Annotated in this window: 17 protein-coding genes and 1 pseudogene; 7 read left to right on the top strand and 11 right to left on the bottom strand. The window is 59.5% G+C overall.

The window, feature by feature from the left end:
- Positions 1-85: 85 nt before the first annotated feature.
- The gene (gloA, locus tag BN1125_RS05535; protein WP_042011128.1) at positions 86-499 is read left to right on the top strand and encodes a lactoylglutathione lyase; all 414 of its coding nucleotides are present in this window, start codon (positions 86-88) and stop codon (positions 497-499) included.
- Positions 500-609: 110 nt separating this feature from the next.
- On the opposite strand, the gene BN1125_RS05530 is transcribed toward gloA, so the two are convergent.
- The 8 genes from BN1125_RS05530 to dapB form a co-directional block, all read right to left on the bottom strand.
- Positions 610-1,485: a flagellar protein MotY gene (locus tag BN1125_RS05530; protein WP_208854215.1), complete on the bottom strand. Its 876-nt coding sequence runs from the start codon at positions 1,483-1,485 to the stop codon at positions 610-612.
- 68 nt (positions 1,486-1,553) lie between these two features.
- Positions 1,554-3,527 carry a methyl-accepting chemotaxis protein gene (locus BN1125_RS05525; protein WP_042011126.1) on the bottom strand — a complete coding sequence of 658 codons (1,974 nt, stop codon included), beginning with the start codon at positions 3,525-3,527 and terminating at the stop codon, positions 1,554-1,556.
- 321 nt (positions 3,528-3,848) lie between these two features.
- Complete coding sequence (gene katG / locus BN1125_RS05520; protein ID WP_042011125.1) at positions 3,849-6,035, bottom strand: catalase/peroxidase HPI; 2,187 nt, start codon at positions 6,033-6,035, stop codon at positions 3,849-3,851.
- A gap of 236 nt (positions 6,036-6,271) precedes the next feature.
- Positions 6,272-6,541 (bottom strand): hypothetical protein, encoded by a 270-nt coding sequence (locus BN1125_RS05515; protein ID WP_244268464.1) that lies wholly within the window; start codon positions 6,539-6,541, stop codon positions 6,272-6,274.
- Between the two features lie 81 nt (positions 6,542-6,622).
- Positions 6,623-7,774 carry a DUF1615 domain-containing protein gene (locus BN1125_RS05510; protein ID WP_042011124.1) on the bottom strand — a complete coding sequence of 384 codons (1,152 nt, stop codon included), beginning with the start codon at positions 7,772-7,774 and terminating at the stop codon, positions 6,623-6,625.
- A gap of 300 nt (positions 7,775-8,074) precedes the next feature.
- Positions 8,075-11,299 (bottom strand): carbamoyl-phosphate synthase large subunit, encoded by a 3,225-nt coding sequence (gene carB / locus BN1125_RS05505; protein ID WP_042011123.1) that lies wholly within the window; start codon positions 11,297-11,299, stop codon positions 8,075-8,077.
- 20 nt (positions 11,300-11,319) lie between these two features.
- The gene (carA, locus tag BN1125_RS05500; protein ID WP_042011122.1) at positions 11,320-12,456 is read right to left on the bottom strand and encodes a glutamine-hydrolyzing carbamoyl-phosphate synthase small subunit; all 1,137 of its coding nucleotides are present in this window, start codon (positions 12,454-12,456) and stop codon (positions 11,320-11,322) included.
- A gap of 669 nt (positions 12,457-13,125) precedes the next feature.
- Positions 13,126-13,938: a 4-hydroxy-tetrahydrodipicolinate reductase gene (dapB, locus tag BN1125_RS05495; protein WP_042011155.1), complete on the bottom strand. Its 813-nt coding sequence runs from the start codon at positions 13,936-13,938 to the stop codon at positions 13,126-13,128.
- A 332-nt stretch (positions 13,939-14,270) separates the two neighbouring features.
- Here dapB and BN1125_RS05490 point away from each other — a divergent pair, with 332 nt between their 5' ends.
- The 4 genes from BN1125_RS05490 (at position 14,271) to serA (ending at position 18,783) form a co-directional block, all read left to right on the top strand.
- Entirely contained in the window at positions 14,271-15,608 is a 1,338-nt protein-coding gene (locus BN1125_RS05490; RefSeq protein WP_042011121.1) for a Na+/H+ antiporter NhaC family protein, read from the top strand.
- A 206-nt stretch (positions 15,609-15,814) separates the two neighbouring features.
- Positions 15,815-16,411 (top strand): 5-formyltetrahydrofolate cyclo-ligase, encoded by a 597-nt coding sequence (locus tag BN1125_RS05485; RefSeq protein ID WP_042011120.1) that lies wholly within the window; start codon positions 15,815-15,817, stop codon positions 16,409-16,411.
- Between the two features lie 161 nt (positions 16,412-16,572).
- Entirely contained in the window at positions 16,573-17,226 is a 654-nt protein-coding gene (gene rpiA / locus BN1125_RS05480; RefSeq protein ID WP_042011119.1) for a ribose-5-phosphate isomerase RpiA, read from the top strand.
- 324 nt (positions 17,227-17,550) lie between these two features.
- Positions 17,551-18,783, top strand: coding sequence for a phosphoglycerate dehydrogenase (gene serA / locus BN1125_RS05475; protein WP_042011118.1), 1,233 nt, complete (start codon positions 17,551-17,553; stop codon positions 18,781-18,783).
- Positions 18,784-18,864: 81 nt separating this feature from the next.
- Here serA and BN1125_RS05470 read toward each other — a convergent pair whose 3' ends face one another.
- Positions 18,865-19,245, bottom strand: coding sequence for a diacylglycerol kinase (locus tag BN1125_RS05470; protein WP_005337641.1), 381 nt, complete (start codon positions 19,243-19,245; stop codon positions 18,865-18,867).
- Positions 19,246-19,389: 144 nt separating this feature from the next.
- On the opposite strand from BN1125_RS05470, the gene BN1125_RS05465 reads away from it, so the two are divergent.
- Positions 19,390-20,457 carry a 3-deoxy-7-phosphoheptulonate synthase gene (locus tag BN1125_RS05465; RefSeq protein WP_042011117.1) on the top strand — a complete coding sequence of 356 codons (1,068 nt, stop codon included), beginning with the start codon at positions 19,390-19,392 and terminating at the stop codon, positions 20,455-20,457.
- A 136-nt stretch (positions 20,458-20,593) separates the two neighbouring features.
- Positions 20,594-20,707: pseudogene (locus BN1125_RS18965) on the top strand (3-deoxy-7-phosphoheptulonate synthase); the annotation flags it as partial.
- A 116-nt stretch (positions 20,708-20,823) separates the two neighbouring features.
- Here BN1125_RS18965 and BN1125_RS05460 read toward each other — a convergent pair.
- A complete protein-coding gene (locus BN1125_RS05460) occupies positions 20,824-21,609 on the bottom strand; it encodes an ATP-binding cassette domain-containing protein (RefSeq protein ID WP_042011154.1) in 786 nt (261 codons plus the stop codon).
- Entirely contained in the window at positions 21,596-22,603 is a 1,008-nt protein-coding gene (gene btuC, locus BN1125_RS05455) for a vitamin B12 ABC transporter permease BtuC (protein WP_042011116.1), read from the bottom strand. Before btuC ends, BN1125_RS05460 begins: the two co-directional genes overlap by 14 nt.
- Between the last annotated feature and the right edge of the window lie 81 nt (positions 22,604-22,684).

The raw sequence follows: 22,684 nt of genomic DNA, 5'->3' as shown, positions 1-22,684 counted from the left end.
ACAAAGAGAAGGTCTATCCCGAAAGCTGATAGCCTCGCAACCGAGATTGAAAGCCGTACCCATCACCAACCCGGAGAACTGAGCCATGAGAATTCTGCATACCATGCTGCGTGTCGGCGATCTGCAACGCTCCATCGACTTCTACACCCGCGTGCTCGGCATGAAGCTGCTGCGCAAGAGCGAGAACAGCGAGTACAAGTACACCCTGGCCTTCGTCGGATACGGTGACGAAAAAGACGATGCCGTGCTCGAGCTAACCTACAACTGGGGGGTGAGCGAGTACGAACTGGGCTCCGCCTACGGCCATATCGCGCTGGAAGCGGACGACATCTATACCACTTGCGACGCCCTGCGTGCCGCCGGTGCCAAGATCACCCGCGAGCCGGGCCCGGTCAAGGGTGGCACCACCGTCATCGCCTTCGTCGAAGATCCGGACGGTTACAAGATTGAACTGATTGCCAAAAAAGATGCGGGGACGGGTCTGGGTGACAGCGTCTAATCAACCAGAGTCTGGCAGCCATATCTGACTGCCATAGCCAAACCCCAAATGGCAGGATCAAAAAAGAGCGCTTCGGCGCTCTTTTTTATGTCTGGCTGCCAATGACGCCGCTAGATCTCACCATTGCGCCCCATGCTGATCACCACCCGCCGGTTCTTGGCGCGCCCCTGCTCGGTTTCGTTGGAGGCGACATGCTGCTTCTCGCCATGCCCCTCCACCGAGATTTTGCCGGGCTCCAGCCCCAGATCGACAAACACCTTCTTGATGGCATCGGCCCGCTTCTCGGAGAGTTTCTGGTTCGGCCAGCGGCCACCGTAGCTGTCGCTATAGGCATCGATCACCACCACGTCGATGCTCTTGTCCGCTTTGATAAACTCGCTGATCATCGCCAATCGCCGTTTGGAGGGGATAGAGAGCTGATCGCTGTTCTTGTCATAGGTGAGCACGCTAAAAGCGATATCGTTGAAGCTGTAGGGGAGCAAACCACTCAGGCAATCGAGAAAAGCCTGATATTTCACCCGAAAGTTGACCGACGAAAGGGAGACCCGCACCGCGCGGTTCTGGCGATACCAGTCCCGATACTGAAAGGTCGGCATCCGCCCCCCTTCCAGCTCATCGAGCATGGTCCAGGCGGTCTGGCCATTAACCAGACCATCGAATTGCTGATAGAAGCGCAACTGGCTCACGTCTCGCCCGGCGATCCCCGGGCGCCATACCGGCGGCATAATGCCAAGGCTCACCGTCTGAGTCCTGGCCTGCGGCCGCTTGCCCTTGAGCTCGAAGTCGAGGTTGATCTTGCGCCCGGCGCGGCTGACAAAGGCCCCCGTTCCCCAGTTGGGAATGGGGTGCTCAAGGCGACACTCAATCTGGGTATCGGAGGTCAAACGCCAGACGGATTGATCAAGACCGGCACCAAATTCGGTGACCCCAGCCTGTAACTGCATACTCACGGATATGCTGACCAACCCCAACACCCAAGCGTTCAATTGCTTGCCCTCCACACGATCTCACAAGGGGTATCGGCAAGGGAGGGACAAGCTTTAGCGTAAATGGGTCAGTGGGATGATGATCTCTCCAGCAACGTGAAGCTGGCGATACGTCCGGCCAGCTCCCGGGCCAACTGATCCAGCTCGGCACTGTTTTGCTGCAAGGTGAGCGAGTGCTGGCGATGGGCCTCGTACACCTCACGGATGGTCATCACGTTGTGCTGTATATCATCTGTTACGTAGCGCTGCTGCTCGGTTGCGGTAGCCACCTGTGCCGTCATGTCACTCACCTTGCGCACTTCATTGACGATGTCGGTCAGCTCAGTACCCGCCCGCTGCGCTTCACTGACACTGAGACCCGCCAGCTTGCTGCCCGACTGCATGGCCTCCACCGCCTGACGGGCCCCTGCCCGCAAACGTGAGAGCATCCGTTCGATATCATCTGCCGCCTGTTGGGTTCGGGCTGCCAGTGAACGCACCTCGTCGGCTACCACGGCAAATCCGCGTCCCGACTCACCGGCACGGGCCGCCTCAATGGCGGCATTCAGGGCCAGCAGGTTGGTTCGATCGGAGATCTGCTTGATGAGGTTGAGTGCCTCGACAGCGGATTCTGTATCCTGATGCAGGTTATTGACCAGCAAGCGGGTCTCGTCGAGGGTGCCGGCCACCTGCTCGATGGCGGCGATGGTCTGATCCACCTCCTTGTCCCCCTGCCGGGCACGACCAATGGCCTGCTGGGTCGCCAACGAGGTCTGGGTCGCATTGCGGGCAATCTCGGCCACCGTCGAAGCCATTTCAGTTGCGGCGGTGGCGACCAGTTCAACCTGACCGACACCACGTATCACACCTTCATTCACTTCGGCAATCACCTCGCTGGAGTTGCTGGCACTGCGGGTCAATACCTCACAGGAGCGGCGCACCTCCAACAGCAGCCCTTCGAGGTGTTGCAGGAAGCGGTTGAGATCCCGCGACAGTGCCCCCAGCTCGTCACCGGATTGCCATTGCACCCTGACCGTCAGATCGTTGTTGTTGACGAGTTGAGAGAAGGTGCGATGCAGTGCCATGAAACCCAGATGCACATCCCGCAACACCTTCCAGCTAATGAGAGTGGTCAACAGCAGGCAAAAGAGCACCGCCAGCGACCCCCACCAGAAGCTGCGCTGACTATCCCCCTGCATCTGCTCTACCCGTTCGAACAGCTGCTGGTAGAGCTGATCCTCGCCCTGTTTGAGCTGGTCGATCTTCTCGGTACTCACGGCAAACCAGCGCTCGGGATCGACGCCAAAGCCCCCCTCGGTCATCTTGCCCAGCGCGAGCTGCTCATATTTCGCAACCTCTGCCATCACAGGGCTCTTCTCTATTTGCTCAAGAAGGTGTAGCTGGGCCGGGCTTGCCACAGCGCGAAAACGCTCCAGATAGCTCTGCTGGGCAGCGAGCAGAGACATAAATTGCTGCAAGGTGGCCGGGGTGAAACTCCCTTTGGCAAAGACATTGCTGAGGGTCGCTCGCTCCATCCCCATGCGCTCCTTGTTTTGCAAGAAAGCGGCGTAGGCATTGGTCTGCAGTGCGATCCCGGCATCCTGACTGCGCAGGCTAATCTCATCCACTACCTTGAGCAAAGAGGCAATCAACTGACTATAGAAGGCGACCTGACGGGGGGCCTCTATGGCCAACTTGCTCACCTGATCGCGGATCCCCATCAACTCGCTCAACCCCAGATCCGCCTGCTCGTGGGCAATGTCCCTCTCCAGCGCCTGAAAGCGACGAATGGCTTCATCAACCAGTTGCCGCTGACGTGGCAGGGCATCTGCAAATTTACGCCCTTCAGAGCCGATAAACCCCGCCGACATGCCGCGCTCCTTTTGCAGCTCGTGCACCAGCTGGGCGCTGCGTTCGACCACAGTCAGCTGCTGCTGGGCTTGCGCCATCTCATGGGCCCCCTGATATCTGTCGTATGCGTAATGGCTGGCAAAAAACAGCAGCGCCAATAACGGCAGGCAAATTGCCAACAACATCTTGCTGGCCAATCCGAGTCTGTTCATCCCGCATCCCTGTTATGTTTATCAACGCATTGATTATATCCAGCCTGTTCGCTTATACCGCAGAAGAGATCCACCATTTGCCATATCCATGAGCTGCATCAACCATTTTCTGATCGCTGCTGCATGCCGCCAACCATCGCCAGTTGCACAGGGAGTAAGGCGACAGGAGATCCCATGGTTGAGCCAATCCCTGATAAGACACCATGGATGGCCAACCACGCCATCGGCCATGGCTCTCTGTTGATTACCCGCATGATGCCGCACATATCCAATAAAAACGCCAGCCTTGCGGCTGGCTTTCTCCCTTATCTCTCGTGGGGCTTATTTCAGGTCGAAGCGGTCGTTGTTCATCACCTTGACCCAGGCCTTGACGAAGTCGCGCACAAACTTCTCCTTGCCATCGTGCTGGGCATAGACCTCTGCGTAGGCACGCAGCACCGAGTTGGAGCCAAACACCAGGTCAACCCGGGTGGCAGTCCACTTCACGGCGCCGCTCTGGCGATCCACTATGTCGTAGCTGTTGCGGCCGGTGGGCTTCCAGCTATAGGCCATATCGGTCAGGTTGACGAAGAAGTCGTTGCTAAGCACCCCGACCCGGTCGGTAAAGACGCCGTGGGCAGCGCCCCCGTAGTTGGTGCCCAGCACCCGCATGCCACCGACCAGCACCGTCATCTCGCGGGCGGTGAGCCCCAGCAGCTGGGCGCGGTCGAGCAGCATCTCCTCTGGCTGCACCTTGTAGTGCCCCTTCTGCCAGTTGCGGAACCCATCGTGCAGGGGTTCCAGGAAGGCAAACGACTCGGCATCGGTCTGCTCGGTGGTGGCATCGCCACGACCCGGCGCAAAGGGAACGACGATATCAATGCCAGCCAGCTTGGCTGCCTGCTCTACCGCCGCGCTGCCCCCCAGCACGATCAGGTCGGCGATGCTGACCGGCTTGCTCAGGGTGGCCTGCAGGGTTGTCAGGGCATTGAGGACCTTCTCGAGGCGAGTCGATTCGTTGCCTTCCCACTCCTTCATCGGCGCAAGGCGGATACGGGCCCCATTGGCCCCACCGCGATAGTCGGAGCCGCGGAAGGTGCGGGCACTGTCCCAGGCGGTGGCGATCAAATCGGCCGGCGCCACGCCGCAGGCCAGCAGCTTGCCCTTCAGCTCGCTCACCTCCTGCTCGGAGAGCTGGTCATCCACCGCCGGTACAGGGTCTTGCCACACCAGCACCTCGCTCGGTACTTCCGGCCCCAGATAGCGGCTGCGCGGCCCCATGTCGCGGTGGGTCAGCTTGAACCAGGCACGGGCAAAGGCGTCGGAGAAGAGGGCCTGATCGGCGGCGAAACGCTCGGAGATCTCCCGGTAGGCGGGATCGAAGCGCAGGGCCATGTCGGCATCGGTCATGATGGGATTGCAGCGGATAGAGGCATCTTCCACATCCACCGGGCGATCCTCTTCCTTGATGACGACGGGCTCCCACTGCCAAGCGCCGGCCGGGCTCTTCTTGAGCCACCAGTCATGGCCAAGCAGCATCTTGAAGTAGCCGTTGTCCCAACGGGTCGGGTTACTGGTCCAGGCCCCCTCGATGCCACTGGTGACCGTATCGCGGCCGATGCCACGGGTCTCGTGGTTCATCCACCCCAGCCCCTGCTCGTGCAGATCGGCGCCCTCCGGGGCCGGACCCAGACGGGCGGCACTGCCGTTACCGTGAGCCTTGCCGACGGTGTGGCCACCGGCGGTCAGGGCGACGGTCTCTTCGTCATTCATTCCCATGCGGGCGAAGGTAACGCGCATGTCCTGGGCCGTCTTCAAGGGATCCGGGTTGCCATCCACCCCTTCCGGATTGACGTAAATCAGCCCCATCATCACCGCCGCCAGCGGGTTTTCCAGATCCCGCTCGCCGCTGTAACGGCTACCTGCGCTGCCGCTCGGCGCCAGCCACTCCTTCTCGGAGCCCCAGTACACGTCTTTTTCCGGATGCCAGATATCCTCACGCCCAGCGGCAAAGCCGAAGGTCTTGAGCCCCATGGACTCATAGGCGACGTTGCCCGCCAGGATCATCAGGTCGGCCCAGGAGATCTTGTTGCCGTATTTCTGTTTGATGGGCCACAGCAGGCGACGCGCCTTGTCGAGGTTGCCGTTATCTGGCCAGCTGTTGAGAGGGGCGAAGCGCTGGTTGCCGGTGTTGGCTCCGCCACGGCCATCGGTGGCGCGGTAGCTACCCGCCGCATGCCAGGCCATGCGGATCATCAAACCGCCGTAGTGCCCCCAGTCGGCCGGCCACCAGGGCTGGCTGTCGGTCATCATGGCGTGCAGATCAGCCTTGAGAGCGTCGTAGTCCAGACTGTTAAACGCCGCGGCGTAATCGAACGACTCGTCCATCGGGTTGGTCTTGCTGTCGTGCTGATGCAAGATGTCGAGGTTAAGGGCATTGGGCCACCAGATTGGGGTCTCCTGGTTGGCAGAGGTGGCGGCACCGTGGGCGATGGGGCATTGACCGGCCCCGCTGGCGTGTTTGTCCATCTATCAGATCCTCGTGTGGTCGTAATGACGGCGAAACCCTTCGTTTCGCTGATGAGACTAGCCTACGCCTGCTAAAACACCTTGAACATTGAATTAAAAAGCTCACATCAATCGTTTTTTAAGATTAAACCCCCCGTTATCCGAACACGATCATTCCTTTTCTCCACCCGGGCAACCGAGATGAGATACACAGTCACACTCCTTTCGCTATCCTGAATGCCTCCTATCACCCGAGGTCAGGTACCGGGGGAGAGAAGGAGCTGGCTGCCAAGATCTCGACGATCTCCCTCTTTCTCCTGCTGCAAAATCTTGATGCGATACACATCTGGCGCATGGCTATCCCGCATCACCTCGATGAACACCCCTTCACGTTCGAATTCCCACACAGGTCCGCCCTGTGCAGGGATCTCGATATAGCGGCTGTGCCTCTCCAGAGGCTGTACGCTGAGGTTGACCGCACCGGCGACGCCCGTAAGGAGCAGGCTTAACAGCGCTGCACGTATCATCTTCCATTCCTTATGCGTCCAGATGGACTCCGGGTAAATGAACAAGGGCGGCCAATTGGCCGCCCTCACTATCTCTGGACATCAGCGGATCGTCGCCATCTGCCGCACGCAGCGTTGCTCCCTGTCATCCACCCGCTTGGCAAACCAGGCGGTGGTGAGGTTGCGGGTGATCTTGGGGCTTTTCAGCTGGATGCCGGGCAGAATGGCGCGGGGTTGCCGCTTGCCCGCTTGCTGGTCGGCCAGGGTGAAGATGCGATGGTAAAGATCGGTCTCGGCAAACTCGGCGGTATCGCCTTTACGCAGGCTCTGACGGATCGCCTGTTTGCTCATATTGACCCGGTTGGCGAGGGTGTAGACGGCCAGTTCGGTGTTACCCGGCAGATCCGAGTCATAGCGGATCAAATCCCCGTCCAGCGCCAGAGTTTTGCCACTCAAGCGGCTGACGGCGGCCTGAAAAGCGGCGTTGCGGCTGGCATACCAGCCTGCATTGAAGTCGGCGAAACGGTAGAGGGTATCCGGGTAGTTGGCGGGATAACCGAAAATATGTTTGGTACCAAACCAGATACCACCGCGGCGGGTAAACACCTCGCGGCGGATGGAGTCCTTGACGGGATAGGGGTAGCCACGGGTATTGGCCTCGGCAAAGGCGATGCTCACCTGCATGGGGCCGCCGGTGCGCACCGGGTTGAGGTTGCCAAACAGCGTCTTGCCCATCGGCAGCATGCTGATCATATCCTCGAAAATTTCACTCATCTCCCGCTCGGTACGCAACTTGTCGATCCGCTCGGCATAGCTCTTGCCGGTGGGCGAGTTGATGGAGAGCGCGGCCCGCACCATAAACTCGGGGATCAGCAGCTTGGCCGCCCGCTTGTTGATCTCCTGCCAGGCGATCTTGCCAAGACCCGGCACCACGGGGTCGGCCTGATAGGTCGCCTCCTGCTCCGCCACCGCCAGCACGCTACAAACGTTGTGCTCATTGACCGTCACCCCCTGACTGGTGAGCGCCGTCACCACGTCGTTAGCCCACCCCTGTTTGTCAGGCACCTGACGGGGCAAGAAGCGCACGATGCGGCTCTTCATATCCGCCGGTTTGCGCGGCTGCATGGCAGGCGGCGTGTTGGGGTTGCTCACGCTCGCCTCTTTGGTGGGCGCGGAGGAGGGATCACTGGCACAACCGGCCAGCAGCAAGGCAGCGCAGAAGGCAAGAAGACGACAGGAAGGCAAAGCGGTCATAAGCATGTCCATTGTTTGTAGGCCCTACAGGCAACGCCGCGGCACTGCACTGACAAGCAAAGTGGGGCCATTGTAGAGGATTGCCTGCTGCAGTTGAAACCCGCGCTCGCAGCATCCCCTCCCCTTGCCAGCTTTTGCCACCCCACGCGCCATCCGTTGTCTGCGATGCGGAAGACATGACCTTCCTCAATAGCTCACTCGGCCAAAACCGAACGGTGAGCGACAGATAAAAAGAAACCCCCGCCATCGCTGGCGGGGGTTGGTCGTCTGGCAAGTCGGACTGATGCCCGCTGCAAACTCTTAGCGGTTTTTCACCTTCTGGTGCAGCTCCTGCACCGAGTTGACGTTGGCGGTGGCATCCACGCTGATGGCCATGCAGGTGGCAAACGCCTCATTCATGGTGGTGGTATACGCCACCTTGTTCTGCAAGGCGGCGCGACGCAGTTGCTTGGAGTCCTGGATCGCTACCCGCCCTTCGGCGGTGTTGACGATGTAGGTGTACTCGCCATTCTTGATGCGATCCAGAATGTGCGGGCGACCTTCGTGCACCTTGTTGACCAGGCGCGGGTTGATGCTCGCTTCACCCAGCGCGACGGCGGTGCCGTGAGTGGCATCCAGCTCGTAGCCCAGCTCCAGCAGCTTGGCAGCCAAGTCGACCACCTGCGCCTTGTCGCTGTGACGCACTGACAAGAGGGCACGACCCTCTTTCGGTACGGCGTGGTTGGCACCCAGCTGCGCCTTGGCATAGGCCTCGGCAAAGCTGCTGCCCACTCCCATTACCTCACCGGTGGAGCGCATCTCTGGCCCCAGCAGCGGGTCAACCCCCGGGAACTTGGCGAACGGCAGCACCACCTCTTTCACCGAGTAGTAGGGCGGGATGATCTCTTTGGTAAAGCCCTGTTCTTGCAGCGACTGACCGGCCATCACACGAGCGGCAATCTTGGCCAGCGGGGCACCGGTTGCCTTGGAGACGAACGGCACGGTACGGGCGGCACGCGGGTTCACTTCGATGAGATAGATATCATCGCCCTTGACCGCGAACTGCACGTTCATCAGACCGATAACGCCGAGTTCCAGCGCCAGCTTGCGCACCTGCTCGCGGATCTCGTCCTGAATTTTCTTGGACAAGGTATAGGGAGGCAGGGAGCAACCGGAGTCACCGGAGTGGATACCGGCCTGCTCGATGTGCTCCATGATGCCGCCGATGACCACGTCGGTGCCGTCGCAGATAGCATCCACGTCCAGCTCGGTGGCGTCATCCAGGAAGCGGTCCAGCAGTACCGGCGATTCGTTGGAGACGCTCACGGCCTCGGCGAAGTAGCGACGCAGATCCTGCTCGTCATAGACGATTTCCATGGCGCGACCACCCAGCACATAGGAGGGGCGCACCACCAGCGGGTAGGTGATCCGCTCGGCGGTCAGCACGGCCTGCTCCAGGTTGGTCACGGTGCCGTTTTCCGGCTGCTTGAGACCCAGACGCTCGACGGCAGACTGGAAGCGCTCGCGGTCTTCGGCGCGGTCAATGGCATCCGGGCTGGTACCGATGATCGGCACGCCGTTCGCTTCCAATGCCCGTGCAAGCTTCAGCGGGGTCTGGCCACCGTACTGAACGATGACGCCCTTGGGTTTTTCGATGCGCACGATTTCCAACACATCTTCCAGGGTCACCGGCTCGAAGTAGAGACGATCCGAGGTGTCGTAATCGGTGGAGACGGTCTCCGGGTTGCAGTTGACCATGATGGTCTCGTAACCGTCTTCGCGCAGGGCCAGCGCCGCGTGCACGCAGCAGTAGTCGAACTCGATACCCTGACCGATACGGTTCGGGCCGCCGCCGATGATCATGATCTTGTCGCGGTTGCTCGGGGCCGCTTCGCACTCCTCGTCATAGCTGGAGTACATGTAGGCGGTGTTGGTGGCGAACTCGGCGGCGCAGGTATCGACCCGCTTGTAGACCGGGAAGATGTTGTGACGGGCGCGCAGTTTGCGCACTTCCCCTTCGGCCACGCCGAGGATCTTGGCCAGACGGGCATCGGCAAAGCCTTTGCGCTTGAGGGCACGCAGGAAGTCGGCATCGAGACCGGCCATGCCGCGCTCTTTCACCTCTTCTTCCAGCTTCACCAGGTCTTCAATCTGTACCAGGAACCAGGGGTCAATCTTGGTCAGCTTGAAGATGCCGTCCATGGAGAGACCGGCGCGGAACGCATCGGCGATATAGAAGATACGGTCGCTACCGGCGTCCTGCAGCTCGTGACGGATGCGGGTCAGGGAGTCCGGGGCATTGAGGTCAACCATGGGGTCGAAGCCGGTTTTGCCGGTCTCGAGGCTGCGTAGCGCCTTGTGCAGGGACTCCTGAAAGTTGCGGCCGATGGCCATCACTTCACCGACCGACTTCATCTGGGTCGTCAGACGGTCGTTGGCACCGGCGAATTTTTCGAAGTTGAAGCGCGGCACCTTGGTGACCACGTAGTCGATGGCCGGCTCGAAGGAGGCCGGCGTGCGACCGCCGGTGATGTCGTTCATCAGCTCGTCGAGGGTGTAACCGATGGCGAGCTTGGCGGCGATCTTGGCGATGGGGAAACCGGTCGCCTTGGAAGCCAGCGCAGAGGAGCGCGACACCCGCGGGTTCATCTCGATGATGACCATACGGCCATCTTTCGGGTTGATGCCGAACTGGACGTTGGAGCCGCCGGTCTCGACGCCGATCTCGCGCAGCACCGCCATGGAGGCGTTGCGCATCAGCTGGTACTCCTTGTCGGTCAGCGTCTGGGCTGGCGCGACCGTGATGGAGTCACCGGTGTGGATACCCATGGGGTCGAAGTTTTCGATGGCGCAGACGATGATGCAGTTGTCGTTGCGATCCCGCACCACCTCCATCTCGTACTCTTTCCAGCCGATCAGCGACTCGTCGATGAGCAGCTCTTTGGTCGGCGACAAGTCCAGACCACGCTCGCAGATCTCGACGAACTCTTCGGTGTTGTAGGCAATGCCGCCACCGGAGCCGCCCATGGTAAAGGAGGGGCGGATGATGCAGGGGAAGCCGACCATCTGCTGCACGCCCCACGCCTCTTCCATGTTGTGGGCGATACCGGCGCGCGGACACTCCAGACCAATGCTCTTCATGGCGATGTCAAAGCGACGGCGATCTTCGGCCTTGTCGATGGCATCGGCAGTGGCACCGATCATCTCGACCCCGAACTCGGCCAGCACGCCGTGCTTCTCCAGATCCAGTGCGCAGTTCAGTGCAGTCTGGCCGCCCATGGTGGGCAGGATGGCATCAGGGCGCTCTTTCTTGATGATTTCGCGCACCACTTCCCAGGTGATGGGCTCGATATAGGTGGCGTCCGCCATCTCCGGGTCGGTCATGATGGTGGCCGGGTTGGAGTTGACCAGAATGACGCGGTAGCCCTCCTCGCGCAGGGCTTTGCACGCCTGGGCGCCGGAGTAGTCAAATTCGCAGGCCTGGCCGATGACGATGGGGCCGGCGCCGAGGATCAGGATGCTCTGAAGGTCATTACGTTTTGGCATGAAACTCTTTCCTCTATTTCTTAGGCGCGATACTGCTTAATCAATTCAATAAAGTGGTCAAAGAGACCAGCACAATCGTGCGGGCCCGGGCTCGCTTCCGGGTGCCCCTGGAAGCTGAAGGCCGGACGGTCGGTGCGGTGGATACCTTGCAGGGAGCCGTCGAACAGGGAGACGTGGGTGGCGCGCAGGCAATCCGGCAGGGTGCTCTCATCTACCGCAAAGCCGTGGTTCTGGGCGGTGATCATCACTGTGTTGTCGTCGAGACTCTTCACCGGATGGTTGGCGCCGTGGTGGCCAAACTTCATCTTGACGGTCTTGGCACCGGAGGCCAGACCCAGCAGCTGGTGACCCAGACAGATGCCGAACACCGGCGTGTTGGTATTGAGGAAAGCCTTGATGGCCTCGATGGCGTAGTCGCACGGCTCGGGGTCGCCGGGGCCGTTAGAGAGGAAGATGCCATCGGGATTCATCGCCAGTACCTCGGCGGCCGGAGTCTTGGCCGGCACCACGGTCAGGCGGCAACCACGGTCAACCAGCATCCGCAGGATGTTGCGCTTGACGCCAAAATCATAGGCCACCACGTGGTATTTTAGCTGGTCGGCATCCGGGGTGACGTGCCCCTTGCCAAGCTGCCAGCTCCCGGTCGTCCAGTGGTACGCTTCACCAACCGTCACCTCTTTGGCCAGATCCATCCCTTTCAAACCGGGGAAGGCGCGGGCCTGTTCGAGGGCATAGGCTTCATCGGCTTGCTTCCCAGCCAGAATGCAGCCAGCCTGAGCGCCTTTCTCACGCAGGATGCGGGTCAGTTTGCGGGTGTCGATGTCGGCGATGCCAACGATATTGTGAGACTTGAGGTAATCGGAGAGGGATTGCTGATTGCGGAAATTGGAGGCAAGTATCGGAAGGTCCCGGATGATCAATCCCTGAGCGTGGATCTGACTGGACTCTTCATCTTCGCTGTTGGTGCCGGTGTTGCCTATATGAGGGTAAGTGAGGGTGACTATCTGACGGGAATAAGAGGGATCGGTGAGGATTTCCTGATAGCCCGTCATCGACGTATTGAAAACCACTTCACCAACGGAACATCCCTCGGCGCCTATCGACACGCCTTTGAACACAGTTCCATCTTCCAGCACTAGCAATGCAGTGTGATTCAAGACAACCTCCAGTTATTTAGCTTTAAATTCAGCAATTTACCTGGGTGTTGCGGGCTCGGTTCCGGTCTTGGACAGGCCTCGAACCCGGCAGATTTCTGGCAAATTGGGCGCATTCTACTTAAAAACGATCGCATTTCAACGTCTTTTCTCAGATGAAATGCATCCAAATTCAATAAAAAGGCAATATTAACCATTATCTATGCACCATTTCGCTTTGCAACCCCCTCATATGAAAGAAAAGTAAAAACCAACACCAAAAGATGCAGCCAAGCCCGCAATAGCGACAAAAACCAACAAAAAATCAAACAAAAACAATGACATTTATTTTTATACAGAAACCATTAATGACAAATTAAACGCTTTTATTTTGACAAGAGTGAACGATAAAGGTGGAAAACGTTTTTCTTCGTTTGAATTTTTACTCTTTTCCGAGTCGTGTAAAAAAATGGCTTCATCAGCCATAAAGATGCTCAAATCTGTTACCTGGTGATGACATTCAGGAAGGAAAAATCTGGTGGATAACACAATAGTGTGATTTATAAGGCATTCAGAAAAAAATTGCAGGCAGTGTGCCTTTTTAGACAAACTCGAACTGACTGACAGCAAAAACCCCGGCAAGCCGGGGTTTTTCACTGGGTAGCAGTAGTACGAAAGCGCCGCTCAGAGGCATCACTTGAGATTGAGCACATCCTGCATGTCGTAAAGACCGGCACCCTGCTGGCCGAGCCACTTGCCCGCCCGCACCGCACCGTTGGCGAAGGTCAGGCGGCTGGAGGCCTTGTGGCTGATCTCCACCCGCTCGCCGATATCGGCAAACATGACGGTATGCTCCCCCACCAGATCGCCGGCACGAATAGTGGCAAAGCCGATAGTGTTGCGATCCCGCTCGCCAGTGATCCCCTCGCGACCATAGACGGCGCACTCCTTGAGGTCGCGACCCAGCGTTTTGGCGACCACTTCCCCCATGGAGAGCGCAGTACCGGACGGCGCATCCACCTTGTGGCGATGGTGACCCTCGATGATCTCGATGTCGGTATAATCTCCCATCACCTTGGCGGCCTGTTCCAGCAACTTGAACACCAGGTTGACCCCGACCGAGTAGTTGGAGGCGAACACGATACCGATCTGCTTGCCCGCCTCTTTCAGGGCGGCCTTGCCTGCCTCGTCAAAACCGGTGGTGCCGATCACCATCTGCTTGTGGTGGGCCAGCGCAAAGGCCAGATTGGCCAGGGTCACCTCGGGGCGGGTAAAGTCGATAATGAGGTCAAACTCATCACGCACCTTGTCCAGACTGTCGCTGATGGCTACACCCAGATGGCCCAGCCCGCCCAGCTCACCGGCATCGAGGCCGATCACAGCCGAACCCGGCCGCTCCAGCGCCGCACCGACCACCACGCCATCGGTGTTGGTGATGGCCTCCAGCAGCACCTTGCCCATACGACCATTACAGCCCATCACAGCCACACGGATCGGATTGTCCATCTCCACCCTCTCATCTCTTTTAATTACGGAAAGAGACCGTTTTACCAGCCTGCGCCGGGTTTGAAAAGCTCACTCTTCACCACCGCGTACCGTCGACATATAAACGGAAATTGCTAACAAATCAGAATATTTGACGGATTTAATCTCAAAGGCGAAATCGCCAAACAAAAACACCTATCCATCTGGACGTCTATCTTGACCGAGCGAGGTTGACTCACTACTGTGAGCCCCCCAAAGCGGCAGGATGCCCACCCTGTTTTCCTCTGTTCCTATCCGATACAGGCGTAAAGCAGTTCACGACAGGAGGTCATTGTTCAATATCAGAGGAACACATGATCCAGACTCAACCCAGTGCCAGGGCCTTGTTGCCACTTCTGGTTTTTCTCGCACTCTTTATCGGTACCGGTACCTGGCTGACCCTGCAGGGGGTCGAGTTCGCCTTCTATCAGCTGCCCGCTCCGGTTGCTGCCCTGCCTGCGGTGATGCTCGCCCTGCTGCTTGGCAAAGAGAGCTTCAACAGCAATCTGGAGACCTTCTTCAAGGGGGTTGGCCACAGCAACATCATGGCGATGTGCCTTATCTATCTGCTGGCGGGGGCCTTTGCCAGCGTGGCCAAGGCCACTGGCGGCGTTGATGCTACCGTGGCGCTGGGTCTCTCCCTCATCCCCGGCTGGGCGCTGCTGCCCGGGCTGTTCCTCATCTCTGCCTTTATTGCTACCGCCATGGGCACCTCCATGGGCACCATAGGGGCTGTGGCCCCCGTGGCCCTCGGGGTGGCGCAGGCGACCAGCATCGATCCGGTACTGATGGCGGGCACTATTCTCTCCGGTGCCATGTTTGGCGATAACCTCTCCATCATCTCCGACACCACCATAGCCGCGACCCGCAGTCAGGGTTGCGAGATGAAGGACAAGTTCCGCGAGAACTTCAAGATTGCGGCCCCTGCCGCCATCGCGGTGATCCTGCTCTATCTGACCCTGGGATCAGTGGGTGAATCCCCTGCCAACGGCAGCACCATCGAGCTGTTCAAGGTGATGCCCTATCTGCTGATCCTGGGGCTGGCACTCGCCGGGGTGAATGTGTTCGTGGTGCTGGGGATCGGCATCCTGGCCGCCGGTGCAGTAGGCATGATCAACGGCTACGCCATCGGTCAGTTCAGCAAGGATATCTATCAGGGCTTTACCGGCATGCAGGAGATCTTCCTGCTCTCCATGCTGATCGGCGGCCTCGGCGCCCTGATGGAGCGTCAGGGTGGGCTGGCCTGGATCAGCGAGCGCATCAGCACCCTGATAGCCCGTTTCACTCGCGAGCACAACGGTGAACAGAACGAGAAAGCGGCCGAGCTCGGCATCGCCGGGGTGGTGAGCCTCACCAACCTCTGCACCGCCAACAACACGGTGGCCATTATCGTCGCCAGCAAGGTGGCCCGGGATCTGGCGGATCACCACGGGGTCACTGCGCGCCGCGCCGCCTCCATGCTCGATATTTTCTCTTGCGTGGTACAGGGTCTGATCCCCTGGGGCGCACAGGCGCTGCTGCTGGGCTCCATCTTCGCCCTGTCGCCACTGGCGGTGGTGAGCATGAGTTTCTACCCGATGGCGCTCGCTGTGGCGGCTCTGATTGCCGTGTTCGTGAAGCACCAAATGCGCGGCAAAGCTGACAAGCAATAACATCTGACGCTGGCACATCCGATAGTGAAGCAACAGATGCTCTCCCTGTTGATGATATATCGGCCCGCCAGCGTATATCCCGCCTCCCCCGGGCATCAGCCGTCCGGGGTGGATGTCCCTCTGTCATACACCTTAACGTCCAGAGTGAATGTGCTAAGGTAGAGCGCGTTCACGCCATCGATGCGCAGCGATACCAGAGGTTCCCCATGCATGAGTCCCAACCCGAACGTCAATCCCTGCGCCAACTGGTTCGTCAACGCCGCAAAAATCTGAGTCCGATCGAGCAGCAAGCGGCGGCCCAACAGCTGCTGGCCCAGTTCAAGCAACACCCCGAGATCCTCGCAGCCAAACGCATTGCCCTCTATCTGGCCAATGACGGGGAGATCAATCCCTTGCCCACCATCGACTGGCTGTGGGCCCAGCACAAAGAGGTCTACCTGCCGGTGCTCCACCCCTTTACCCCGGGTCACCTGCTCTTTTTGCGCTACACCGCCACCAGCCCCATGGTGCGCAACCGCTACGGCATCGAAGAGCCGGAGTTGGATATCCTGCAGGTGGTGCCCCACAGCACGCTCGATCTTATCTGCACCCCGCTGGTTGCCTTCGATGACCAGGGCAATCGCCTTGGTATGGGGGGTGGTTACTATGATCGCACTCTCGCCATCTGGCATGAGCACAAGCTGGGCCCAAAGCCACTCGGTATTGCCCACGACTGCCAGCAGGTGGATGCGGTTCCGCAAGAGGAGTGGGATGTGCCACTGCCCCAGATCATCACCCCAAGCCACTGCTGGCGCTTTGAATAGGCTGTTTTTGGCCAGCAACCCCGGCTTTGTGCGCGCAAACGCAGAATAAACAGGCAAACGATTTACAAAGTCCTTCTTTTTGCCCCGGAACGTGAGTAACAAGGTCGCGACGGGGTACCGGGTTGGATATAATGCGCCCGCTTTTTTCTTAAGGAACGATCATGACTCAAGATGAAATGAAGAAGGCGGCCGGTTGGGCTGCGCTCAAGTATGTGGTTCCCGGCACCATCGTCGGGGTGGGCACCGGCTCTACCGTCAACCACTTTATCGACGCGCTGGCGACCATGAAGGACGAGATCAAGGGGGCGGTATCCAGCTCCGTGGCCTCTACCGAGCGCCTCAAGGGCTTCGGCATCACCGTATATGATCTCAACGAGATCGACGCCCTCTCCGTCTATGTGGATGGCGCCGACGAGATCAACGCAACCCGCGACATGATCAAGGGCGGCGGCGCAGCCCTGACCCGCGAGAAGATCGTTGCCGCCGTGGCTGACAAGTTCATCTGCATCATCGACAACACCAAGACCGTCGACGTGCTGGGCCAGTTCCCGCTGCCGGTGGAAGTGATCCCGATGGCCCGCGAATACGTGGCCCGCGAAATCCGCAAACTGGGCGGCAACCCGGTGTGGCGTGAAGGCGTGGTCACCGACAACGGCAACCACATTCTGGATGTGAAAGGCATGGCCATTACCGACGCCAAGGCGTTGGAAGTACAACTGAATGCCATCGTTGGCGTGGTCACCAACGGCCTGTTCGCCGCTCGCGGCGCCGATGTGGTCCTGATCGGTACGCCGGACGGCGTGATTACCCAGTAATCCCGACACCGGTGGCACAGTGCAGCGGCATACTCCCTCGCCCGCCATCGCCACTCTGCCAGCCCAGGCGTAGCAGCGGCGCTGATTGAGCCCCGCAATGGGATATGACCCAAACATTGCACTGTGAATAAATGACGGCGCCTGATGGCGCCGTTTTTATTTATCCCTCAACAAGTTGCATACGGATGTTTACAACATTCGTTGATAACTTCAAAGAATTTGACTTTCGTCACAAATATTCCCTCTCCCAAACGTTTTTGCTACTTTACGGTTTTCTTCGCACACCAAATCTGCACTTACGTTTGCACATACAGAGGGATCGTCATGACTGCCAAGTTTTCGTTGGACAAGGATAAAATCAAGGTGCTGCTGCTGGAGGGAGTCCATCCCAACACCGTAGAGACCTTTCGTGCCGCAGGTTACACCAGTGTGGAGTATCTCAAGACCTCTCTTTCCGAAGAGGAGCTGATCGAGCAGATCCGCGACGTCCATTTCATCGGGCTGCGCTCCCGCACCCAGATCACCGAGAAAGTCCTCGACGCCGCCAACAAGCTGGTCGCCATCGGCTGCTTCTGCATCGGTACCAACCAGGTCGAGCTGGAAGCGGCCCAGATCCGCGGCATTCCGGTCTTCAACGCCCCCTTCTCCAACACCCGTTCGGTCGCCGAGCTGGTACTGGGTGAGATACTGCTACTGCTGCGCGGCATCCCCGAGAAAAACGCCAAGTGCCATCGCGGCGTGTGGGAAAAACTGGCCAACCGCTCGGTGGAAGCCCGTGGCAAGAAGCTTGGCATCATCGGCTACGGCCACATCGGTACCCAGCTTGGCATCATCGCCGAGAGCATCGGCATGAAGGTTTATTACTACGATATCGAGAACAAGCTCTCGCTGGGTAACGCCATTCAGGTGCCGAGCATGGTCGAGCTGCTCAATATGTCTGACGTCATCAGTTTGCATGTGCCGGAGACCGCCTCCACCAAGAACATGATCGGTGCCGAGCAGCTGCGGATGATGAAACCCGGCGCCATCTTCATCAACGCCGCCCGCGGTACAGTGGTGGATATCGACGCGCTGGCTGACGTGATCAAGAGCGGCCATATCGCTGGCGCCGCTATCGACGTCTTCCCGGTCGAGCCCAAGTCCAACGACGAGGAGTTCCAAAGCCCGCTGCGTGGACTGGAGAACGTGATCCTGACTCCGCACATCGGTGGCACCACCCATGAAGCGCAGGAGAACATCGGGCTGGAAGTGGCCAACAAGCTGGTCAAATACTCCGACAACGGCTCCACCCTCTCTGCCGTCAACTTCCCGGAAGTGTCGCTGCCGGGCCACAAGGGCTCCAGCCGCCTGCTGCACATTCACCGCAACCAGCCGGGGGTGATGAACAAGATCAACCAGATCTTCGCCGAAGAGGGGATCAACATCGCCGGTCAATACCTGCAGACCAGCAGCCATATCGGTTACGTGGTGATCGACGTGGAGACCGAGCACAGCGAGAAGGCGCTCGCCAAGCTCAAAGAGATCGACGGTACCATCCGCGCCCGCATCCTCCACTGATAGACCCTTATCTGCGCAGCAAAAAGCCCGTCGTGATGACGGGCTTTTGTATGAAGCAGAACCTAAAGGCAGCGTAGTGGCTTACCACCACCCCAACAGATTGCGGCCCACCAACGCGCCCCATACCAGGGCGTTCAAGGCCAGCGCGATAAAAACGGCGGCGGAGCCCAAATCCTTGGCGCGGCCGGAGAGCTCATGATGCTCGGAGCCAACCCTGTCTACCACAGCTTCAATGGCGGAGTTGAGGATCTCGACAATCACCACCAGCCAGCTGATGACGATAAGCAGCAGGATCTGGTTGAGAGAATCCCCCAGCCAGAAGGCCAGCGGCATCAGCAACAGGATCAGCATCAGCTCCTGCCGAAAAGCCGCCTCGTTAATCCAGGCTGACTTGAGCCCCTTCATGCTATAACCGGTTGCGTTGATGATGCGGGTGACCCCGGTTGCCCCTGGCTTTGCCACGCTATCTACCTCATTTGGAATCGATTTTGGCCTCACATCCTATCAGAGCCCCCCAAGGTTTCAATCAGGGGACTTTTGCTTTATTTTATCTCTTTGCTTTTTCGCCCCTTGCGGCTGACACCACCCACTCGAGACTTGAGTTGTATGTCCATTCACACAGATGAATTGCGCACCCGTCGCCTGGAGTCACTGATCACTCCGAGCGAGCTTGCACACGCGTTTCCGATCACCGATACCATTGCCCAGAATCTGCTGGATGCCCGTCGCGAAGTGGAAGCCATTCTGGCCGGAGACGATCAGCGCCTGCTGGTCATTGTCGGCCCCTGCTCTATCCATGATCCCGCAGCTGCTCGCGAGTATGCCCAGCGCCTCAACGCCCTGCGCGAGCACTATAAAGAGAGCCTCTGCATCGTGATGCGCACCTACTTCGAGAAGCCGCGCACCATCGTCGGCTGGAAAGGGCTCATCAACGATCCGCGCCTCGATGGCAGTTTCGACGTCAACGAAGGGCTGAAACTGGCGCGCAAACTGCTGGTCGACATTAACGAGATCGGCATGCCCACCGCCACCGAGTTCCTCGATATGGTGACCGGCCAGTATATTGCCGACCTCATCACCTGGGGCGCTATCGGTGCGCGCACCACTGAATCCCAGGTACACCGCGAGATGGCCTCCGCCCTCTCCTGCCCGGTCGGTTTCAAGAACGGCACTGACGGCAACACCCGCATCGCTATCGATGCGGTGCGCGCCGCCCGTCACAGCCACATCTTCTATTCGCCGGACAAGGACGGCAAGATGACCATCTATCGCACCGCCGGTAACCCCTTTGGTCATGTGATCCTGCGTGGCGGCCACAGGCCCAACTACGACACCGCCAGTGTCGATGAAGCGTGTGAAGCGCTGGCCGATGTGGGGCTGCCGGAGCGTCTGGTGGTCGATTTCAGCCACGGCAACAGCATGAAGGATCACCGTCGTCAGCTGCTGGTGGCGCAAGACATCTGCGATCAACTGCGCCGCGGCCGTACCGGCATCGCCGGCATCATGGCCGAGAGCTTCCTGGTGGAAGGGCGTCAGGATGTGGAGAACGGCTGCGCCGCCATCTTTGGCCAGAGCATCACAGATGCCTGCCTGTCGTGGAACGACACCGAAACCCTGCTGGCTATGCTGGCCGAGGCGGCGCAGGTGCGGTTGAACAAAACAAACCTGCGGTAACGGCTGCGGCATTACCCTTCGGCCAGAGCATCACAGATGCCTGCCTGTCATGTAACGACACCGAAACTCTGCTGACGATGCTGGCAGAGGCGGCGCAGGGGTGGTTGAACAAAGCAAACCTGCGGTAACGGCTGCGGCATCACCCTTCGGCCAGAGCATCACAGATGCCTGCCTGTCGTGGAACGACACCGAAACCCTGCTGGCCATGCTGGCCGAGGCGGCGCAGGTGTGCCTGAGCAAACAGGCTTGAACTGCGAATAAAACCAAAGGGGCCGGTATTTTTGATACCGGCCCCTTCTTTTTGCTGTCGGCCGATTACGCTTCGCTCATCGACCCTGCACGCGCACTTTTTCCTCTACACCCTACTTACAAACTGGGCATAAACCAGACTCGGCCCGCGGCTTCGATGCGGTCGGTGCGGATCTGAAATACCTGCTCCAGCAGCGCCTCATCCACCAGTTCGATGCCCCCTTCGCGCACCACCACGCCCTGTTGCAGGCAGAGGATGCGGTCGGCCCAGTCGATGGCCAGATTGATATCGTGGATGGCGAGCACCACCAGCAACCCCTGCCCGGCCAGGGTTTTCAGCAGCCGCAGCAGCGCCAGCTGGTGATGCAGGTCGAGCCCCGCCAGCGGTTCATCCAGCAGCAACACCTTGCCGGTCGAATTGAGGCTCGGCCACACCTGCAGCAGGGTACGGGCAATCAGCACCCGCTGCTGCTCCCCCCCCGACAACTGACTGAAATCCCGGGCCAGCAAAGCCTCCAGCTCCAGCGCCTCGCACAGCGCCCGGATCGCCTCATTCTGTCTGGCGGGCGCCCCCCCCTGAGCGAATCCCAGACTCAGTACCTGAAACACCGGAATATGAAACAGCTGGGGCTGGCGCTGGGGCAGCATGGCACGCAGTTTGGCAAGCTCAGGCCAACTCAGGTCAGTGAGCACTTCCCCCCCCAGCAGCACTGTGCCATCGGTCGGCAAGATCCCCGCCAACGCACCGATCAGGGTCGACTTGCCACTGCCATTAGGGCCGAGCAGCGCCACCAGCTGGCTGCCCGTCCAGGTGAGATCGAGAGGGGCCAGCCGTGCAGGAACAGCTAGGGAGCGGGCCTCAATCAGAGGCGCGGCATCATTGTGGCACTCAGGTGTTGGCATGGACATCTTGCCTCAATAGCAGATAGATAAAGAGCGGCGCACCGACCGAGGCGGTGATGACCCCGATGGGCAGCTCGCCGGCATTCAAGGCGGAGCGGGCCACCAGATCGGCGGCCAGCAGCAGTGCCCCGCCGCCAAGCGCCGAGGCAGGCAGCAGGAAGCGCTGATCGCTGCCGCCACAGAGCCGCAGCAGATGGGGCACCACCAGCCCGACAAAACCGATGACACCACACAAAGACACGGCAACACCGGTCAGCAGACAGACCGCCAGCACCAGCCGCACCCGCATCTTGTCGACATCCATCCCCATCAGGCGAGCCTGGGTCTCCCCCAGCAGCAACTGTTGCAGCGCCTTGCCCTGCCAACAGAGCCAGCCCAAGGTGAGCGGCAGCACCAGCCACCACCAGCCGAACTGCTGACTGCCGTAAGAGAGGCTGCCCATCATCCAGAACATGAATTCACGCAAGGAGCCATCGTCGGCAAAGTACATCAGCCAGGTCATGGCGGCATTGGTGAGAATGCCGATGGCTACGCCAAACAGCAGCAAGCGGGCATGGCCGAGACGTGCACGGCGCGCCAGCCGAATGAGCACCATGGTCACCAGCAGCGCGCCAACAAAGGCCGCCAGCGACAGTCCCCAGCCGGGCAGATAGAGGCCGAGGGATTTGGCCATCGCCATCGCCACCATGGCAGCCAGCCCAGCCCCGCTTGAGACACCAATCAGCCCGGGCTCCGCCACCGGGTTGTGCAGCATCACCTGCAGCACGGCGCCGCCACAGGCGAGCGCAGCACCTGCCAAGAGGGCCAGCAAGGCACGTGGCAGGCGCAACTCCAGCAAAATGCGCTGTTCGAGATCGCCAAGAGGCTGCCAGGGCAGCAGCACAAACTCCCCCCAGACGAGGGAGAAGAGAAACAGCAGCAGGGTCAGCAGGGTGAGGCCAAAGAGCCAACGCCGCTGCCAGCGCTGCTGGCGGGCGATAAGGGAGAGGTACAAGGATGATCCCCGACAAGGTAACTAGGCTTCATCCCCGGCCCTGTCGCAAAGCCGGGGGGAAGCAGGAAAAGGGCATGATAA

It is taken from the genome of Aeromonas fluvialis, assembly GCF_000819885.1.
Taxonomy (GTDB): domain Bacteria; phylum Pseudomonadota; class Gammaproteobacteria; order Enterobacterales; family Aeromonadaceae; genus Aeromonas; species Aeromonas fluvialis.
This window is presented reverse-complemented; position numbering and strand designations above follow the sequence as displayed.

Bases quoted from the DNA above. Each gene is read 5' to 3' on its own strand.
- BN1125_RS05485 (WP_042011120.1), top strand. From the start codon at position 15,815: ATGCATGAGTCCCAACCCGAACGTCAATCCCTGCGCCAACTGGTTCGT.
- katG (WP_042011125.1), bottom strand. From the start codon at position 6,035: ATGGACAAACACGCCAGCGGGGCCGGTCAATGCCCCATCGCCCACGGT.
- rpiA (WP_042011119.1), top strand. From the start codon at position 16,573: ATGACTCAAGATGAAATGAAGAAGGCGGCCGGTTGGGCTGCGCTCAAG.
- BN1125_RS05490 (WP_042011121.1), top strand. From the start codon at position 14,271: ATGATCCAGACTCAACCCAGTGCCAGGGCCTTGTTGCCACTTCTGGTT.
- serA (WP_042011118.1), top strand. From the start codon at position 17,551: ATGACTGCCAAGTTTTCGTTGGACAAGGATAAAATCAAGGTGCTGCTG.
- BN1125_RS05515 (WP_244268464.1), bottom strand. From the start codon at position 6,541: ATGATACGTGCAGCGCTGTTAAGCCTGCTCCTTACGGGCGTCGCCGGT.
- carB (WP_042011123.1), bottom strand. From the start codon at position 11,299: ATGCCAAAACGTAATGACCTTCAGAGCATCCTGATCCTCGGCGCCGGC.
- BN1125_RS05525 (WP_042011126.1), bottom strand. From the start codon at position 3,527: ATGAACAGACTCGGATTGGCCAGCAAGATGTTGTTGGCAATTTGCCTG.
- BN1125_RS05465 (WP_042011117.1), top strand. From the start codon at position 19,390: ATGTCCATTCACACAGATGAATTGCGCACCCGTCGCCTGGAGTCACTG.
- dapB (WP_042011155.1), bottom strand. From the start codon at position 13,938: ATGGACAATCCGATCCGTGTGGCTGTGATGGGCTGTAATGGTCGTATG.
- BN1125_RS05510 (WP_042011124.1), bottom strand. From the start codon at position 7,774: ATGACCGCTTTGCCTTCCTGTCGTCTTCTTGCCTTCTGCGCTGCCTTG.
- gloA (WP_042011128.1), top strand. From the start codon at position 86: ATGAGAATTCTGCATACCATGCTGCGTGTCGGCGATCTGCAACGCTCC.
- BN1125_RS05460 (WP_042011154.1), bottom strand. From the start codon at position 21,609: ATGCCAACACCTGAGTGCCACAATGATGCCGCGCCTCTGATTGAGGCC.